General features: G+C 38.1%; 11 protein-coding genes. 9 read left to right on the forward strand and 2 right to left on the reverse strand.

Annotation, left to right across the window (positions count from 1 at the left end):
• The first annotated feature begins 7 nt into the window (after positions 1-7).
• From D017_RS07260 to D017_RS07300, 9 genes are all read left to right on the forward strand, one after another.
• On the forward strand, positions 8-2,311 hold the full coding sequence (locus D017_RS07260) for an NADP-dependent malic enzyme (RefSeq protein ID WP_035335629.1): 2,304 nt from the start codon (positions 8-10) through the stop codon (positions 2,309-2,311).
• Positions 2,312-2,542: 231 nt separating this feature from the next.
• The gene (gene ruvA / locus D017_RS07265; RefSeq protein ID WP_035335630.1) at positions 2,543-3,124 is read left to right on the forward strand and encodes a Holliday junction branch migration protein RuvA; all 582 of its coding nucleotides are present in this window, start codon (positions 2,543-2,545) and stop codon (positions 3,122-3,124) included.
• Between the two features lie 7 nt (positions 3,125-3,131).
• Entirely contained in the window at positions 3,132-10,601 is a 7,470-nt protein-coding gene (sprA, locus tag D017_RS07270; RefSeq protein ID WP_035335631.1) for a cell surface protein SprA, read from the forward strand.
• 104 nt (positions 10,602-10,705) lie between these two features.
• A complete protein-coding gene (gene gcvH / locus D017_RS07275; protein WP_013751064.1) occupies positions 10,706-11,086 on the forward strand; it encodes a glycine cleavage system protein GcvH in 381 nt (126 codons plus the stop codon).
• Positions 11,079-11,468 (forward strand): VanZ family protein, encoded by a 390-nt coding sequence (locus D017_RS07280; protein ID WP_051583830.1) that lies wholly within the window; start codon positions 11,079-11,081, stop codon positions 11,466-11,468. Before gcvH ends, D017_RS07280 begins: the two co-directional genes overlap by 8 nt.
• A 59-nt stretch (positions 11,469-11,527) precedes the next feature.
• Positions 11,528-12,256: an energy transducer TonB gene (locus D017_RS07285; protein WP_035335633.1), complete on the forward strand. Its 729-nt coding sequence runs from the start codon at positions 11,528-11,530 to the stop codon at positions 12,254-12,256.
• 158 nt (positions 12,257-12,414) lie between these two features.
• Positions 12,415-13,206: an energy transducer TonB gene (locus D017_RS07290; RefSeq protein ID WP_051583831.1), complete on the forward strand. Its 792-nt coding sequence runs from the start codon at positions 12,415-12,417 to the stop codon at positions 13,204-13,206.
• Positions 13,207-13,317: 111 nt separating this feature from the next.
• Complete coding sequence (locus tag D017_RS07295) at positions 13,318-15,435, forward strand: gliding motility protein RemB (RefSeq protein WP_343215435.1); 2,118 nt, start codon at positions 13,318-13,320, stop codon at positions 15,433-15,435.
• Positions 15,436-15,443: 8 nt separating this feature from the next.
• Complete coding sequence (locus D017_RS07300; RefSeq protein WP_051583832.1) at positions 15,444-15,911, forward strand: hypothetical protein; 468 nt, start codon at positions 15,444-15,446, stop codon at positions 15,909-15,911.
• Here the strand turns inward: D017_RS07300 and D017_RS07305 are convergent.
• Positions 15,908-16,282, reverse strand: a complete 375-nt coding sequence (locus D017_RS07305) for a glyoxalase (RefSeq protein WP_035335636.1) — start codon at positions 16,280-16,282, stop codon at positions 15,908-15,910. The two genes, D017_RS07300 and D017_RS07305, sit on opposite strands and share 4 nt — an antisense overlap.
• 8 nt (positions 16,283-16,290) lie before the next feature.
• Positions 16,291-17,175 (reverse strand): MBL fold metallo-hydrolase, encoded by an 885-nt coding sequence (locus D017_RS07310; RefSeq protein ID WP_035335637.1) that lies wholly within the window; start codon positions 17,173-17,175, stop codon positions 16,291-16,293.
• Between the last annotated feature and the right edge of the window lie 97 nt (positions 17,176-17,272).

Consider the following 17,272-nt stretch of genomic DNA (forward strand, 5'->3'; position numbering starts at 1 on the left):
CAACTTTATGAGTCAAAACAGCAACAAGCGTAGAGAAGCTCTCGTGTATCACGCAAAGCCTAAACCAGGTAAAATTGCGGTAGTTCCTACAAAGAAGTATTCTAGCCAGCGTGATCTCGCGTTAGCATATTCTCCTGGTGTAGCAGAGCCTTGTCTAGAGATTGCAAAAGATGTAAATAACGTTTATAAATATACCGCAAAAGGTAATCTAGTTGCTGTAATCACAAATGGTACTGCAGTTTTGGGGCTAGGTGACATAGGTCCAGAAGCATCAAAACCTGTCATGGAAGGGAAAGGGCTTTTATTTAAAATCTTTGCAGGTATTGATGTGTTTGACATAGAGGTAGATAGTAAGGATGTTGATGCTTTTGTCGAGACTGTAAAAAATATCGCACCTACCTTTGGAGGTATTAACTTAGAAGATATTAAAGCTCCCGAAGCTTTTGAAATAGAACGCAGACTTAAGGCAGAGTTAGATATCCCAGTGATGCACGATGATCAGCATGGTACAGCGATTATCTCTGCTGCGGCAATGCTTAATGCATTAGAAATTGCAGATAAACAAATAGAAGATGTAAAGATTGTAGTAAGTGGTGCGGGAAGCGCTGCTATCTCTTGCATGAACTTATATCACTTGCTAGGTGCTAAGCTAGAAAATATATCCATGTTTGATATAAACGGTTTGCTGCGAGCAGATCGTACAGACCTTTCTCCAGAGCAGGTAAAGTTTAAAAGTAATAAGGATTATAATAGCCTTGCAGATGCTATGGTAGATGCAGATGTATTTTTGGGGCTATCAGTAGGTAACATTGTATCACCAGATATGATTAGATCTATGGCAAATGATCCTATTGTTTTTGCAATGGCAAACCCAACGCCAGAGATTGACTACAATGTAGCGATTACTTCTCGACCAGATCTTATTATGGCTACGGGACGCTCAGACCATCCTAACCAAGTTAATAATGTGCTTGGTTTTCCTTTTATTTTCCGTGGAGCGCTTGATGTAAGAGCAACGGCAATAAATGAAGAAATGAAAATGGCTGCTGTAAAAGCAATTGCCCAACTAGCAAAAGAGCCAGTTCCAGAACAGGTTAATATTGCGTATGGAGCAACACGATTTACCTTTGGACGAGATTATATCATACCAAAGCCTTTTGATCCGAGGTTGATAACCACAATTCCTCCAGCAGTTGCAAAGGCGGCTATGGATAGTGGTGTTGCGCTTGAGCCCATAACAGATTGGGAGTCTTATAACGATGAGTTATTAGAACGCCTAGGAGAAGATAATAAAATTGTAAGATTACTGCTAGATAGGGCTAGGCTTGACCCTAAGCGCATCATCTTTGCAGAGTCAGACCAGCTGGATGTGTTAAAGGCTGCTCAGATTGTTCATGAGGAAGGGATTGCGATTCCTGTTTTATTAGGTAATAGAGAGGTGATACTTGAGCTTAAGGAAGAAATAGGTTTTGAGGCAGATGTAGAGATTATTGATCCATTATCTGAGGAGGAAAAAGATCAAGTAGATCGCTATGCAAATATATACTGGAACACACGTAAGCGTAAAGGTATCACCTATCTTGATGCAAGACGTCAAGTTAAGCGTCGCGATTATTTTGCCTCAATGATGGTAAATGAAGGCGATGCAGATGGGATGCTTTCTGGTTATAGCCGTAGTTATCCCACTGTTATAAAGCCTGTGCTTGAGGTAATAGGTACTGCGCCGGGAGTGCAAAAAGTTGCAGCTTGTAACTTGATGGTGACTTCAAGAGGGCCGTTGTTTCTTGCAGATACTTCGATAAATATTAATCCAAATGCAAAAGAGCTTGCCAAAATTGCTCAAATGACTTCTGCCACGGTAAAAATGTTTGGACTTGAGCCTGTTGTAGCGATGGTGAGTTATTCAAACTTTGGATCTTCTGGGCATGAGAAGGCTACAGAGGTAAGTAAGGCAGTTTCTTACTTACATCGTAACTATCCAGATCTTGTGGTAGATGGCGAGGTGCAAGCAGATTTTGCTCTTAACAGAGAAATGTTACAGGCAAAATTCCCATTCTCAAAACTAGCAGGAAGAAAAGTAAATACACTGGTATTTTCAAATATAGATAGTGCAAATATTTCTTATAAAGTGATTAAGGAGCTTGAAAAAGCAGATAACATTGGTCCTATTTTATTAGGAATGCGTAAGCCTGTGCACGTTCTTCAGCTCGGAGCGAGTGTGGATGAAATGGTAAGCATGGCAGCTATTACTGTTATTGATGCTCAGAAAAAGCAAAAACAAGAAGTACGTCGAGCGCAAGATAAAGGGTAATATATAGATTTCGCTTTCGCGAAAATTTGATAAAAAGAGGTGTCATGTTTAATATGTACACCTCTTTTTTTTATGGATATTTTATTGGTGGAATTTGACGAATTATAAATTAAGCTTTTGTTGAAAAGACATGGTTTTAAGAGGTTTTGTTTTCGCGAAAGCGTAACCATTAAAATTGGCAATCTCCTAGACATAAATTTCTTACATTTACGCTCCTTAATTATATGTTAAATGATCACTCACTTAAGCGGAAGACTGATAGAAAAAAATCCCACCCATGTAGTGCTAGACTGCAACGGAGTAGGATATTTTATTAATATCTCATTGCACACTTTTGGGCAGCTAGGAGATAGCGAGGCTTTGAAGCTACATACCCATCTTCAGGTTAAAGAAGATAGTCATACGCTATTTGGGTTTATGGAAGTGCTGGAACGAGAGATTTTTAGATTGTTGCTGTCTGTTTCTGGTATAGGAGCAAGTACGGCAAGGACTATGCTGTCGTCTCTAAATCCTAATCAGATCAAACAAGCAATTGCTTCTAATGATGTGGCAACCATACAAAGCATTAAAGGGATAGGTGCAAAAACAGCCCAGCGAGTAATACTTGACCTCAAGGATAAGATATTGAAAGTGTACGATTTGAGTAGTGAAAGTGCGGTGCAAAGCAATACAAGCAAAGAAGAGGCGTTATCTGCTTTAGAGACATTAGGTTTTGCGCGTAAGCAAGCAGAAAAAGTCTGTACGGCAATTGTAAAAGTAACGCCAGACGCTAGCGTGGAAACGATTATCAAAGAAGCATTAAAAAAACTGTAGGCATATTTTGAAGCAAGACTATTATTTAAATGTACGTATAGCGATATTGTTTGTAGTTGGGTTTTTCTTTTTAGGAAATCCGGCAGCAATGGCGCAGGAAGAAGGAAATACAGTAGCTCAGGACTCGACGGCTACTACCTTTTCATTAGGTAGTCTTCTGTTGCCTAATCCTAATAGTATAGTGTCAAAGTACACATATGATGCTGTGCTTGATAGATATATTTTTACTGAGGAATTAGGGAGTTTTAATATCACATATCCCCTCATTTTAACACCAGCCGAATATCAAAAAAGAGTGCGTGACGAGCAAATGCGTCAGTATTTTAGAGAAAAGGTAAATGCAGTAGATGGCAGGTCTGACGAGGATGATACACGCAATAGCTTAGTAAAATCACTTTATGTTGAGAATGATTTGTTTAAAAGCATTTTTGGTGGAGATAAAATAGAATTTACACCACAAGGATCTGTAGAGATGGACCTTGGTCTCTTATTTACAAAACAAGATAATCCAGCATTTTCACCACGTAACCGTAGTAATTTTACCTTTGATTTTGACCAGCGTATTAGTTTAAGTTTGCTAGGTCAAGTGGGGGAACGTTTACAGATAACTGCAAATTACGATACGGAGTCTACTTTTAATTTTCAAAATCAAATTAAGCTAGAATATACTCCTACAGAAGATGATATTATCCAAAAAATTGAAGTAGGTAACATCTCAATGCCACTCAACAGTGCACTTATTCAAGGCTCTCAGAGTTTGTTTGGTGTAAAAACCGAGTTACAGTTTGGAAAGACTCGTGTAACGGCTGTGTTTTCTGAGAATCAGTCTCAGCCTAGAACAGTAACTGCAGAAGGTGGTGCGACTGTACAAGAGTTTGAGGTGCCAGCGCTAGATTATGATGAAAATCGTCACTTCTTCTTAGCGCATTACTTTAGGGATACTTATAACGATGCTCTTAAAAACTACCCGTTTATAGATAACAGAGGGGTTCAAATAACTAGAGTCGAAGTTTGGATTACAAACAGGCAGAACCAAACCACAAATGCGCGTAATATAATTGCAATACAAGATATAGGAGAGTCTGACCCTAGTAACGTAGGGATTGATGTAGGTGCAAATCCAGGTTTTATAAATAACGCTGCAAATGCATTTCCAGATAACCGCAATAACGACTTTAACCCACGTGGTATAAACGATCAGTCTGTACAGTCTGTTCTTACCCCTGCTATAAGAGATGTAGCGACGGCAAGTCAAGGTTTTGGTAACGTTACGGTGCAAGATGGAACTGATTATGTGTTACTCGAAAATGCGAGACAATTACAGAGTTCTCAGTTTACACTATATCCGTCACTAGGTTATATATCTCTTAGCCAGCGTTTAAATAATGATGAAGTACTCGGGGTAGCCTTTCAATATACAGTGGGAGGTCAAGTGTATCAAGTTGGTGAATTTGCAAATGATGGTATTAATGCTACAGAGGGTAGCCGTCCAGATGCAGATGGTGATGGGAGACCAGATATTATAGATGCAGATTTTGGACAAGGTCGTCCAGATCAAGATGGCGATAACATCGCAGATAGTGCAGATGCCGATGTGAATGGTGATGGAATTTTAAACGGACAAGATGTAAATGGTGACGGCATTTTAGATACTGTAATTCCTGCTGGACAAGCCGGAAGCCCTGTGAATCTTGTGGTTAAAATGCTTAAAAGTAACCTTACAAATGTGCAGGAGCCTATATGGGACTTAATGATGAAAAACATCTACCCGTTAGGTGCTTTTCAATTAGAGCAAGAAGGATTTAGATTGAACATTGTATATTCAGATCCTTCTCCTATTAATTTCATAACTCCTGTAGATGGAGCTCCTTTACCTACTTTGTTTGATGGGACTAATAACGACAATACTATGGATGAAGGTCAAGATCGTGGAGATCTTGAGAGTAATACGTTATTGCGATTATTTAATCTTGACCGATTAACCACCTTTGGAGATCCCCAAGTAGGAGGAGATGGTTTCTTTGATTTTGTGCCTGGGACAACGGTACATGTCCAAAACGGTAGTATCGTATTTACTACGGTAGAACCATTTGGAGAGACATTATTTGATTTGTTAAGTGTGAACGATGGTGTAGAAACTTACGAGAATGAAGAGACCTATAACGCACATCAAGACAAGTATGTCTATTCGTCTTTATATCAATCTACAAAGACTATTGCTCGAGATAATGCTGAGAAGAATAAATTCTTATTAAAAGGACGTTATAAATCTGCACAAGAGCAGGGTATTCCATTAGGAGCATTTAATGTACCACAAGGTTCTGTGACAGTTACTGCAGGAGGAAGAAGACTTGTAGAAGGGCTTGATTATACAGTTAACTACCAGTTAGGGCGTGTTATTATTTTAGATAAATCCTTAGAAGCTTCTGGTATCCCTATCTCTGCTTCTGTAGAGAATAATGCGATTTTTGGACAGCAGAATAAACGTTTTACAGGTATTAATGTAGAACATCAGTTTAGTGAGAATTTTATAGTAGGTGGTACTTTTTTAAATCTTAATGAGCGACCACTTACTCAAAAAGCTACGTATAGCTTTGAGCCTATAAATAATACTATAGTAGGATTAAATGCAAGCTACTCTACAGAGCTTCCGTTTTTGACGAGATGGGTTAATAAACTTCCTAATATCGATACTGATGTAGCCTCAAATCTCTCTGTAAGAGGTGAAGTAGCCTATCTACTCCCAGGACAACCTAAAGGAACAGACTTTAATGGTGAGGCAACTTCATATGTAGATGATTTTGAAGGTTCACAAACCTCAATAGATATTGGAGGTGCTTTACAGTGGAGTTTGTCATCTGCGCCAGTTGGATTTGGTGGAGAGCTTGCAAACGGTGATCTCGCTACGGGATATAGAAGAGCAAAATTTGCCTGGTATTCTATAGATCCTATTTTTTACAATAACCAACGTCCTGGTGGTATCTCAGACGACGATTTGTCTCTGGCAGAAACGAGACGTGTTTTTAGGGATGAGATATTTCCTCAACAAGATATTATTGCAGGTCAAACACAGGCGCTTTTTACGCTAGATTTAGCTTATTTTCCAGGAGAGCGTGGACCTTATAACTTTAGTCCGGATGCCGCAGATGGAATGCTTTCTAATCCTCAAGAGAATTTTGGAGGAATTACAAGGCAGTTAACTTCTACAGATTTTGAACAAGCAAACGTGGAGTTTGTTGAATTCTGGTTGCTAGATCCATTCTTTGGGGATGGTGACACTACAAATGCTGGAGGAAACCTAACGATTAACTTGGGTAGTATATCTGAGGATATCCTCAAGGATGGTAGAAAACAATATGAAAATGGACTTCCTAATGAAGGAGGAAATGAGGCGACATCAGAAACCGTATGGGGAAAGGTGCCTACTAATCAATCCCTAGTATATGCTTTTGATACAGAAGGGCAGCAACGTACTAATCAAGATATAGGTTATGATGGACTGAGCGATGTAGAGGAGGCAGTGGAATTTCCAAATTTTGCTGGACTCCCAGATCCTGCAGGAGATAACTATAATTACTTCTTGAATACAGAGGGTGGTGTGGTAGAGCGCTATAAAGATTACAACAATAATCAAGGAAACTCTCCCGTAGAGGTTACACAAACTAATCGTGGCTCAACTACTTTTCCAGATGTAGAAGATGTAAACCGTGATAATACAATGAACACGGTAGATGCATATTTTGAATATGAGTTGCCTATTAATCCAACATCTTTAAGTATAGAAAATAATCCATTTGTGACAGATGTAAGAGAGCTCACTGTTACTACTCAAAATGGAAATCAGTTACCTACAAGATGGGTGCAATTTAGAGTGCCAATCAACCAGGCGACTAATGTAGTAGGAGGGATTAATGATTTTAGGTCTATACGTTTTATGCGTATGTACATGAGTGGGTGGCAAGAGGATGTTGTACTGCGTTTTGGGACATTGGATTTAGTGCGTGGAGATTTTAGAAGATACTTACTAACGTTAGATCCTAATGAGAACACACAAATCAATGATGCAGATAATACACAGTTTGAGGTAGCTGCCGTAAATATAGAGGCAAACGAAACAAGACAGCCAGTTCCTTATGCATTACCTCCAGGGGTAGAGCGTGAGAGGCTCAATAATAACAATAACAATATCAGGCAAAACGAGCAGTCTCTTTCTTTGAGAGTTCAAAATCTTGAAGAGCAAGACGCAAGGGGAGTTTATAAATATTATAATCTCGACATGCGACAGTATAAAAATCTTAAGATGTTTATGCACGCAGAGCCTATTATTGAAAATGGTCTCGATAATCAGAATTTAGTTGGTTTCATAAGAATGGGTACCGATCTTAATTCAAATTTTTATCAGATAGAATTACCACTGCAGCCTACTGCATTTAATGTATCTAATCAAGATAGAGATGCTATCTGGCCAGCAGCAAATGAGCTAGATCTTCCATTAGAATTACTTCAAATAATCAAATCAAAAGTAATCGCAGGAGATGTGGAGCCAGACCCAGATGATATTACGTACTTTGATCAAAACGGTGACCGTATTCTCAATCCAGAGTCTATGTGTTATGAGGAGGGACAGTTGCGTATTGGTATACAAGGTCTTCCTAGTTTTGGTGATGTAAGAACATTAATGCTTGGTGTAAAAAATGGTAACCCAATGAGTAACCAAGCCATGGGTTGCTCTCCAGGAGAAATAGGAGCAGAGGTATGGTTTAACGAGCTGCGCTTGTCAGATCTTACTAACGATGGTGGATATGCAGGAGTATTAAGCGTAGATGGAAATATTGCCGATTTTGCAAATGTATCTGCCACGGGACGCTTAAGTACTGTAGGTTTTGGAAGTATAGAGCAAAACGCAGGTGAGCGTAGCCTAGAAGATGTGACTCAATATGATATTGTTACAAATCTTAATGCGGGGCAATTGCTTCCTAAAAAATGGGGATTGCAATTGCCGCTTAACTATGCAATAGGTGAGCAAAGTATAACTCCTAAATTCAATCCGCTTTATGAGGATGTAGAGTTAGAAACTTCACTAGATAATGCAGCGAGTCAAGAAGAGAGAGATAATATAGAAGATTATTCTGTAGATTATACAAAGCGTCAGAGCTTTAATGCTATAGGTGTAAGAAAAGAACGTACGAATACCGAGCGTAAACCTATGCCTTACGATATTGAAAATCTTACATTTTCATATTCTTATAGTCAGACAGATCACAAGGATTTTGAGATAGAAGAATCTCGTGATCAAAACGTGAGATTAGGAGGTACTTATAATTATAGTTTTAATGCTAAGCCTGTAGAACCATTTGCTAAGAATGACTCTTTATTTACGGGTAAGTATTATAAGTTTTTAAAGGATTTAAATTTCAATTATTTACCGTCTAATATTGCTGTACAGTCTAATATTGTACGCCAGTATAACCAGCAGAAGTTTAGAGATGTATTTGCAAACGAAGGTGATATTGCGGTACCACGTTTATTTCAACGTAACTACTTGTTTGATTGGGGATATTCTATTGATTATCCTATTACTAAGAGTCTTCGTTTTAATTATAATGTAAACCATAATCGTATCGTAAGGAACTATCTTGATAATGATGGTGCGCCTGCTTTTCTTGATGCTGCAGGGCAAGAGATTAATGGTTATGGTATTTACAATGGGTTTTTTGATGTAGGGACGCCAGATACGCATTATGGAGTATTACAACTTAATTATGATTTGCCATTTGATAAAATTCCATTTACAGAGTGGATTACGGCTACCTATGCGTACACTGCAAATTACAGATGGCAGAGAGGTTCTCAACAGTTTCAAGTATTAGATAATATTCCAGAATTAGGAAATAGCGTTGAGAATACAAACACACACGCTATTAATGGTACCTTAGATATGGAGAAGCTCTACAAATATGCAGGCTTAACCAAGAAGAAAAAGCAACGTGCTACTAGCACGAGGCCTAGAGGCTTACCATCACCAGAAGATGATCGTAACAGTAAGATAAATCAATTAAAAGAAGAGGCTTCTAGTGAAGGAACTACGAGTGGGCTAAGTACGTCAGATAAGGCGCTTAATACAGGAGTAGGATTACTTACAGCGGTTAAACGTGTTCAATTTACTTATGAGGAGGATAACGGTATTTACTTGCCAGGTTATTTGCCATCTGTTGGATTTGCTGGTAGTTTACGACCTACACCAGGATTTATTTTTGGTAGCCAGGCAGAGGTAAGAGAACTTGCGGCAAGTAATGGGTGGTTAACACTTTTTCAAGATTTTAACCAGCAATATCGTGAGATAGAAAGTAGAAATCTTGCGATTCAAGCTCAGATAGGGTTATTAAAAGACTTAGATATTGATCTTAATTTTAATAGAGTTTTTCAAGAAAACTATCAAGAAAATTACCGAGTAAACGAGCAGAGTTTAGCTTATCAATCGTTAACAGGAAATAGTTTTGGTCGCTTCAATATTTCGACAGTACTACTAGGGACTGCCTTTGCAGAGAGCACATCAGAGTTTTCAAGTACGTTTAATACGTTTAGAGAAAACAGGCTAGCCGTTGCAAATAGACTGGCTACAGAGTTTTATGGTACAAACACATTTGAGGTAGATGCAGATGGATTTCCAGAAGGTTTTGGTCGTACTAATCAAAAGGTGTTATTACCAGCTTTCCTCTCAGCGTATACCGGTAAAGACGTAAATAAAACAGATACTGGTTTCCTTAGAAGCATTCCGTTACCTAACTGGAATATTAAGTACACAGGATTAATGAATCTTAAGTGGTTTAGAGATAAGTTTAAGAGATTTTCTGTGCAACATGGTTACACTGCTGGATACTCTGTAAATAACTATTTAACAAACCTCGCTTATAATAGAAATACAGATAGAGATCCACTTACCGCACAGCGTGATCAAGCCGGTAACTTCTTAAATGAAACTTTACTTAGTAATGTCACGCTTACAGAGCAGTTTACACCTTTAGTACGTCTTGATTTTGAGATGAAGAATTCTGTAAAAATCCTTGCTGAAATAAAAAGGGATAGAGCGCTAGGGTTAAGTTTTGATAACAACCTCCTTACCGAGATTAAGGGTAATGAGTATATCTTAGGATTAGGATATCGTATTAAGGACCTAAGGTTTGTTACAAACTTTGGAGGTTCTCGTAGGGTTCTTAAGAGTGATCTCAACTTTAAAGCAGATTTCTCCCTTAGACAAAACGAAACTATCATTAGGTATCTAGATATAGACAATAGCCAGACTACGGCGGGACAAGATATTTACGGTCTTAGGTTTACCACAGATTATGCGTTGAGTAAAAATCTTACTGCACTCTTCTTTTATGACCATACTTTTTCGACATTTGCAATATCAACAGCATTTCCACAAACGACTATAAGGTCTGGATTTACTTTGAGGTATAATTTTGGAAATTAATAATATGAGTTCGCTTTCGCGAAAATTTGAAAATAATAAGTATTAATCTATTAAAAAGAATATTTTCGCGAAAGCGGAATTAAATCAAACTAATACAGACTAAGATGAATATACCAGCAGAGTTAAAATACACAAAAGATCACGAGTGGGTACGCATAGAAGGTGATGTAGCCGTAGTGGGAATTACAGATTTTGCACAAGGAGAACTAGGAGATATCGTTTACGTAGAAGTAGAGACTCTTGATGAAACACTTGATAGAGATGAGGTTTTTGGAACTGTGGAGGCTGTAAAGACTGTTTCTGATCTTTTCTTACCACTTTCTGGTGAGATTGTAGCTTTTAACGAAGGTCTAGAAGATGAGCCAGAAACTGTAAATAGCGATGCTTACGGAGCAGGATGGATGATTAAAATCAAATTCTCTGATGCTTCACAAGTAGATGAGCTTTTAAGCGCAGATGCTTATAAAGAACTTATAGGTGGATAAACTCATTGGTTTTGCGGCGATAGCATATACTTGTGCATTAAGCATAGGATCGCTTGTTAAGCCTGTAGAACTAGATACTAATATATCTAACATAGATAAGCTCCTGCATTTAGGAGCTTATTTTGGTTTAGCTATATTGTGGTTGAGTTATTTTCATATCGTAAAAACATCTTCAACGCAGAAATGGGCAAAGCCCATGTTTTATATAGCAATTGCTTTAGCATTAGTGGTATATGGCATAGTGATTGAGTTATTACAAGGTGGTGCAACTACATACAGAACGCCTGATGTGTGGGATGTACTTGCAAATAGTATAGGTGTAATGCTCGGAAGTTTGACATTTCTACTATTTTTTAAGAAATTTAAAGGGTTAAAATCGTAATTTTAGTTTCACAACTGAGATTTATTTTGCTATTTTAGCTCTCTACTAATACTTTAATTATGGAACCCAAGAAAAATCCCAAAGCAGACCTTCGCAAGAGAAGCATGCTGTTTTTTCAGCTAGGACTCATTGCAGTGCTCGCACTAACGTACATCACCATTGAGTGGAAGACTTATGATGATGTAGCTATTGATATTGGTCAGCTCGATCTAGATGATCTAGACGACGAAGAAATTCCAATCACGGAATTGAATACACCACCGCCACCGCCACCACCACCGCCGCCACCAGCGCCGGAAGTTATTGAGGTAGTAGAGGATGAAGAAGAAATAGAAGAGACAGTTATAGAGTCTACAGAAACAGATGCCGAAGAGGAAATCGTTGAAGTAGAGGATGTAGAGATTGTAGAAGAGGAAGAGGAGATTGCAGATGTACCATTTGCAGTTATTGAAAATGTGCCTATTTTTCCAGGTTGTGAGTCTATGACTAACAACAACGATCGTAAGAACTGTATGTCTGAAAAGGTGAGCAAGCTTGTAAACAAGAAGTTCAACACTGAGTTAGGTTCAGATTTAGGTCTATCTGGTATAAACAGAATCTTTGTTAGTTTTAAAATTGATAAAACTGGAAGAATCGTAAACATCAGATCTCGTGCACCACACCCACGTCTTGCATCAGAAGCAGAGCGTGTAATTAAGTTATTACCTAAAATGACACCAGGTAAGCAACGTGGTAAGCCAGTAGGAGTATTATACTCATTGCCTATTACATTTAAAGTAGAAGACTAAGTCATAAAGACTTTTAAATAAAAAAACCATCTCATTAATGAGATGGTTTTTTTTATGTTTTATACTATAAAAAAAGAGGCCTCCAGAAGGTGACCTCAATTTTGGCTTGCTTATTGATTCGTTTTAAGAATTGTTCAACATTTTTAAAACTATATCTTATGGAAAATTCCAAAGAAGGTACTGCTGTTCGCCAAAACAGCGTGTACAAATCAAGCCGCAAGCATGAGGCAAATTTACGAAGAAATCCCACGCTTCATTTTCAAATTGGGTTAATCTTAGCACTTCTAGCGTCCATCTTTTTTATCGAAATGCGCACTTTAGAAAAGGATTTTGCAGTAGTTGAGCCCACCGAAAGTTATGACGAAGTCTATACGATGGGTGAAGTCCGGGTAGAGAAGAAGGAGGTGAAAGTCAAGAAAAAGGTGCAGCCTAAAAAGCAGCAAGAACCTAAAGTGCTTGACAATATTGTGAAGCAAGAAGAAGATGTAAAAGATTTATTAGAAGATCTTACATCAGATTCTGAGCTTGATGATACTAAAATGGTAGACCCTAATAGTGTCACAGAAGTAGAGGAGCCTATAGTGCCGGAGACGGTTCCTTTTATTGCTATTGAGACCGTTCCGCTTTTTCCAGGTTGTGAAGGTTTAAGCTCAAATGACGAGCGCCGTGACTGTATGAGTACAAAGATTTCCAAATTTGTGTCTAAAAAATTTAGAGCAGAAAGAGGAGAAGGTCTAGGACTCTCTGGAGTAAATAGAATCTTTGTGACATTTAAAATCGATGCGACTGGAAAAGTAGTAGATGTAAAAGCCAAGGCTCCGCATGTAAAACTTGAAGAAGAAGCGTTGCGAGTTACAAAGTTATTGCCAGATATGACTGCTGGAAAACAAGCTGGTAAGAATGTAACGGTCCTTTTTTCATTACCCATCTCATTTCAAATAGAAGATTAAATTATAAGAACATTTCTACTATAATCCCGTTACCTCTCGTAACGGGATTTTTTGTGTATAAAACCCTATCTTTCGTGCGCAATTATTACGCCTACATCCATGCATAAATATGTGTTTCTTTTGTTCGTTTTCGCTACTTGTAGTCTTACCGCTCAGGTAACCACTAGTGATTATGAAAAATACCCAGTTTTTCCAGAGTGTGCCGACTTGCCAGTGAGCGAAGTTGCGGCTTGTTTTAATGAAACTTTTATTTCCTTTATAATAGATAATCTTGAAGTCCCGGCAGAGGTTAAGGGGGAGAATTACGAGGGTAAGATGGTGATTTTGTTTGAAGTTACTCGCGAGGGTGCTTTTAAGCTGCTGTATACAGATGCGGTCTTTGCGTCGCTTAAGACTTCGGCGCAAGAGGTTTTTAGTAAACTACCTGCAGTTGAGCCTGCAACTTATAACGGCGAGCCTACCTATATGCAATTTACAATGCCTGTGCTGTTGCCACTGTCACGTAATAAAATAGGTGAGATGAATAGTGGTGATATTGAGGGTGACGCTTTCGCGAAAGCAAAAAAAGAAACACCGCTTAAAAATCCAATGCAGGATGAATATGATCGTATTCAAAATCAAAAATTCAATCCAGCAAATGAGTATACGAGTCAGCTGAATATTCCTTTCTCGCATCAGGTTTATAGTAGGTTTGATCAAGAGTTGAATCATGTAGGAACTAATGCGCATACGGCAAGTAAACCTTATCTGTATCAAACTGTAAATCCATATTATGATTTTCAGGAGAAGACAGATGCGCTCAAGAAAGAAAAGAAAACATGGTTTGGGAGAAAATGGTCTAACGAGCATATGGTGCAAATACAGGGAGAGGATTACTGGATTACCCTAGACCCCGCAGCCGATTTGCAATTGGGATATGAAACCGACAAGTTAAAGTCTGATAGTTTTACCTATAACAACACTCGTGCAGTTTATATTCAAGGTGGGTTAGGGAAGAAGCTTAATTTTTTTGCTGCTGTATATGAGAGTCAAGGTCGTTTTCCTAGATACTTTGATGCTTTTGCTAGATCACTAAGGCCAGATGGTGGTAATCCTGCGGTGGTGCCCGGTCGTGGTATTGCAAAGGAAGGCACAAATGGAGACTTAGACTACCCAGTAGCCGAAGGTTATATTTCATACACACCTAGCAAGTATTTTAATATTCAGCTAGGTCATGGAAAGCAGTTTATAGGAGATGGTTACAGATCGCTATTGCTTAGTGATAATGCGAGTTATTTTCCATATTTAAAACTCAATACGACCTTTTGGAAATTTAAGTACACAAATACGTGGACATCACTGCGTGATGTGCGTCCAGAAACCACAGCAGACGGTGCCTTTAGGACCAAGTTCATGAGTAACCATTATCTAAGTTGGAACTTAAGTAAGGAACTTAATGTGGGACTTTTTGAATCTGTAATATGGGAAGATGAAAATGGAAGAGGCTTTGATTTTAATTTCTTAAATCCAGTGATTTTTTACCGAGCAATAGAGTTTTCTACAGGTTCACGTGGTGGTAATGCACTTATAGGTCTTACGGGTAAGTACAAAGTAAATGATCGTGTAAATGTGTATGGCCAAGTTGTGATAGATGAGTTTTCGGCTAGTGATGTGATAGGCGGAAACCAAAGCTATAAAAACAAACAAGGCTTCCAGATAGGAGCAAAGTATTATGATGCCTTTGGGGTTAGGAATTTGACATTGCAAGGTGAGTACAATCAAGTGCGTCCATATGTATATTCTAATAATGAGATCCAACTTAATTATGGACATGCAAACCAGTCGCTGGCACATCAATGGGGAGCAAATTTTAAAGAGCTTATTGGGATTGCTCGTTATGAAAGAGAACGATGGTATGGGACAGCAAAACTTATTGTGGGAGCTCGAGGTGTTGAGATAGGAGATATCAATGAAGTGTATTATGGAGGAAGTATTTATGGCAATGATGAAAACAGGCCGTCAGATGATGGGATTACATTTTTTCAAGGAAATAAGGTTAATAGCCTCTATGCAGATCTTGAGTTAGGGTATTTGATAAACCCTGCAACCAACTTAAAAGTGTATGCAAATCCTATCTATCGTAATGTAACCGCAGATATTCAAGATGCGCCAAATACATTTGATACTAGCACGCTATGGCTAAACATAGGCTTTAGAACAGATTTGTTTAATTGGTATTATGATTATTAGATGAAAAGATGATAGATTTTAAAAAGGTTTTTCAAGCTTTGAGCTATTTACAATATCCTCTAATGGCAGTAGCTCTTTATTACATGGTTATTCCTTTTGTTTTAGGCTTAAATTCTTATGACCTAAACATCAATTTGCTTTTTGATAGTTTTGGTAATATATTGGTCTTTTTAGGATTGGCAATAAGTTTTTCAACATTGCAAGACACTTCAAAATCACAGCATAAATTTGCTAGAAAAATTTGGCAAGACCCTAAGAAAGGAAGAATTTTTCTACTTATTATGATGTTTAATGTTGTTGTCTATTTATCCTTTGGTATAGGTGCATATCTGTTTTTGGACAATCCTCTTTTAAAAGAATTGGGCTTTGGGTCTATAATTTTAGGAATTAGCCTCATAGGTATGTTGAAAATGGGTGTGGAAATGCTAGAGAAGCAACGATTAGATAAGACTTCTAGGTCAGAGATTGTAGATTAAGACGGCCTATTTGTAAACGACCCAATGTGCCACAAGACTCTTGATGGATCGTGTAAGAAAAACTCTTTTCCCCAGTCATTCTCAACAATTTTTGAAATCTTAACGCCTTTAAATAATGTAGCCAAATCAAGCGACTCGAGTTGTGTGAGGTATTCATCTAGATGTTGCACTTCTAGAAATACCATCGTGTTGTCTATCCAGTCTTTTACATAAGCATCTTGCAAGTAAAACCCAAAGTCATCCATTGTGAGTAGTGACATATTATAGGAGATGACAGTTTCTTTAAAACCAATGGAAGTGTAAAACCTTCTTGAGGAATCAAAGTCTGCAGCACCTATAAAAGGTCTAATGGATTTAGCAATAGGGTTCATAAGGTATATTATTTCTTAATCTCAATATTCTCTAAGATGCTTTTATAAACAGTGCTTCTGAATTTTGGGCCAGTAATAAAGCTCTTTGCAGACGCTTCGTCTGTAAGATATTCAGATGTGATTGACTCCATTGCGGTTACTTCTTCAAGGGTTTTATTGCTTTCCATAGCTTTGAGAACTGAAGTGTAAACGTCTACTAGCATATCGTGATATTTTTGATAATCTGCTTTTGTTGCTAGATTTCCATGTCCAGGAATTATTTTAGTATCCTCATTGATAAGCATAAGTCCTTTCTTTGCTGCATCAATATCTCCTTGAATACTCCCGCCGCGATTTATATCAATAAAAGGGAAGTTGCCGTTAAAAAAGGTGTCTCCAGTATGTAGCACATTGCTCTGAGCAAAATAAACAAGCGCATCTCCGTCAGTGTGGGCATTGTGTACGTGGGTTAAAAATACATCATCGTCATTTTGATAGAAAGTAGCATCTTCACTAAAAGTGATTACTGGGAGTCCCGCGCTAGCTGTTTTCTCGTTGGCTGCTAATCTCTTGCGTACATTATCGTGAGCTACAATCATTGCTCCAGCGGCCTCAAAATTTGCATTTCCTCCAGTGTGGTCACCATGAAAGTGAGTGTTTACCAAGAAACTCACTGGCTGGTCAGATATAGTTTTAATAGCAGCAGTTATTTTCTCGCTCAGAGGTGCAAACTGATCATCTATCATAAAAACGCCATCTTTTCCAGTAGAAATCCCTATGTTTCCGCCAGCTCCTTGAAGCATATAGATGTGGTCTGTAACTTTTTCAACAGTAATTTGTACATCGTCAAAACGTCCTTGTGCAGTAGCTGCAGCAGTTATTAGTGCGATGATAATGAGTGTAAAGTGTTTCATTTTTGAGTTTTTTTATAAAGGTAGTCGTATTGATGTAGTTGCGCTTTCGCGAAAGCGTAAATTTAACAACCTATTATGGCTGTCGTTTTGTTGTACA

This window comes from Dokdonia sp. PRO95, from assembly GCF_000355805.1.
Classification (GTDB): domain Bacteria; phylum Bacteroidota; class Bacteroidia; order Flavobacteriales; family Flavobacteriaceae; genus Dokdonia.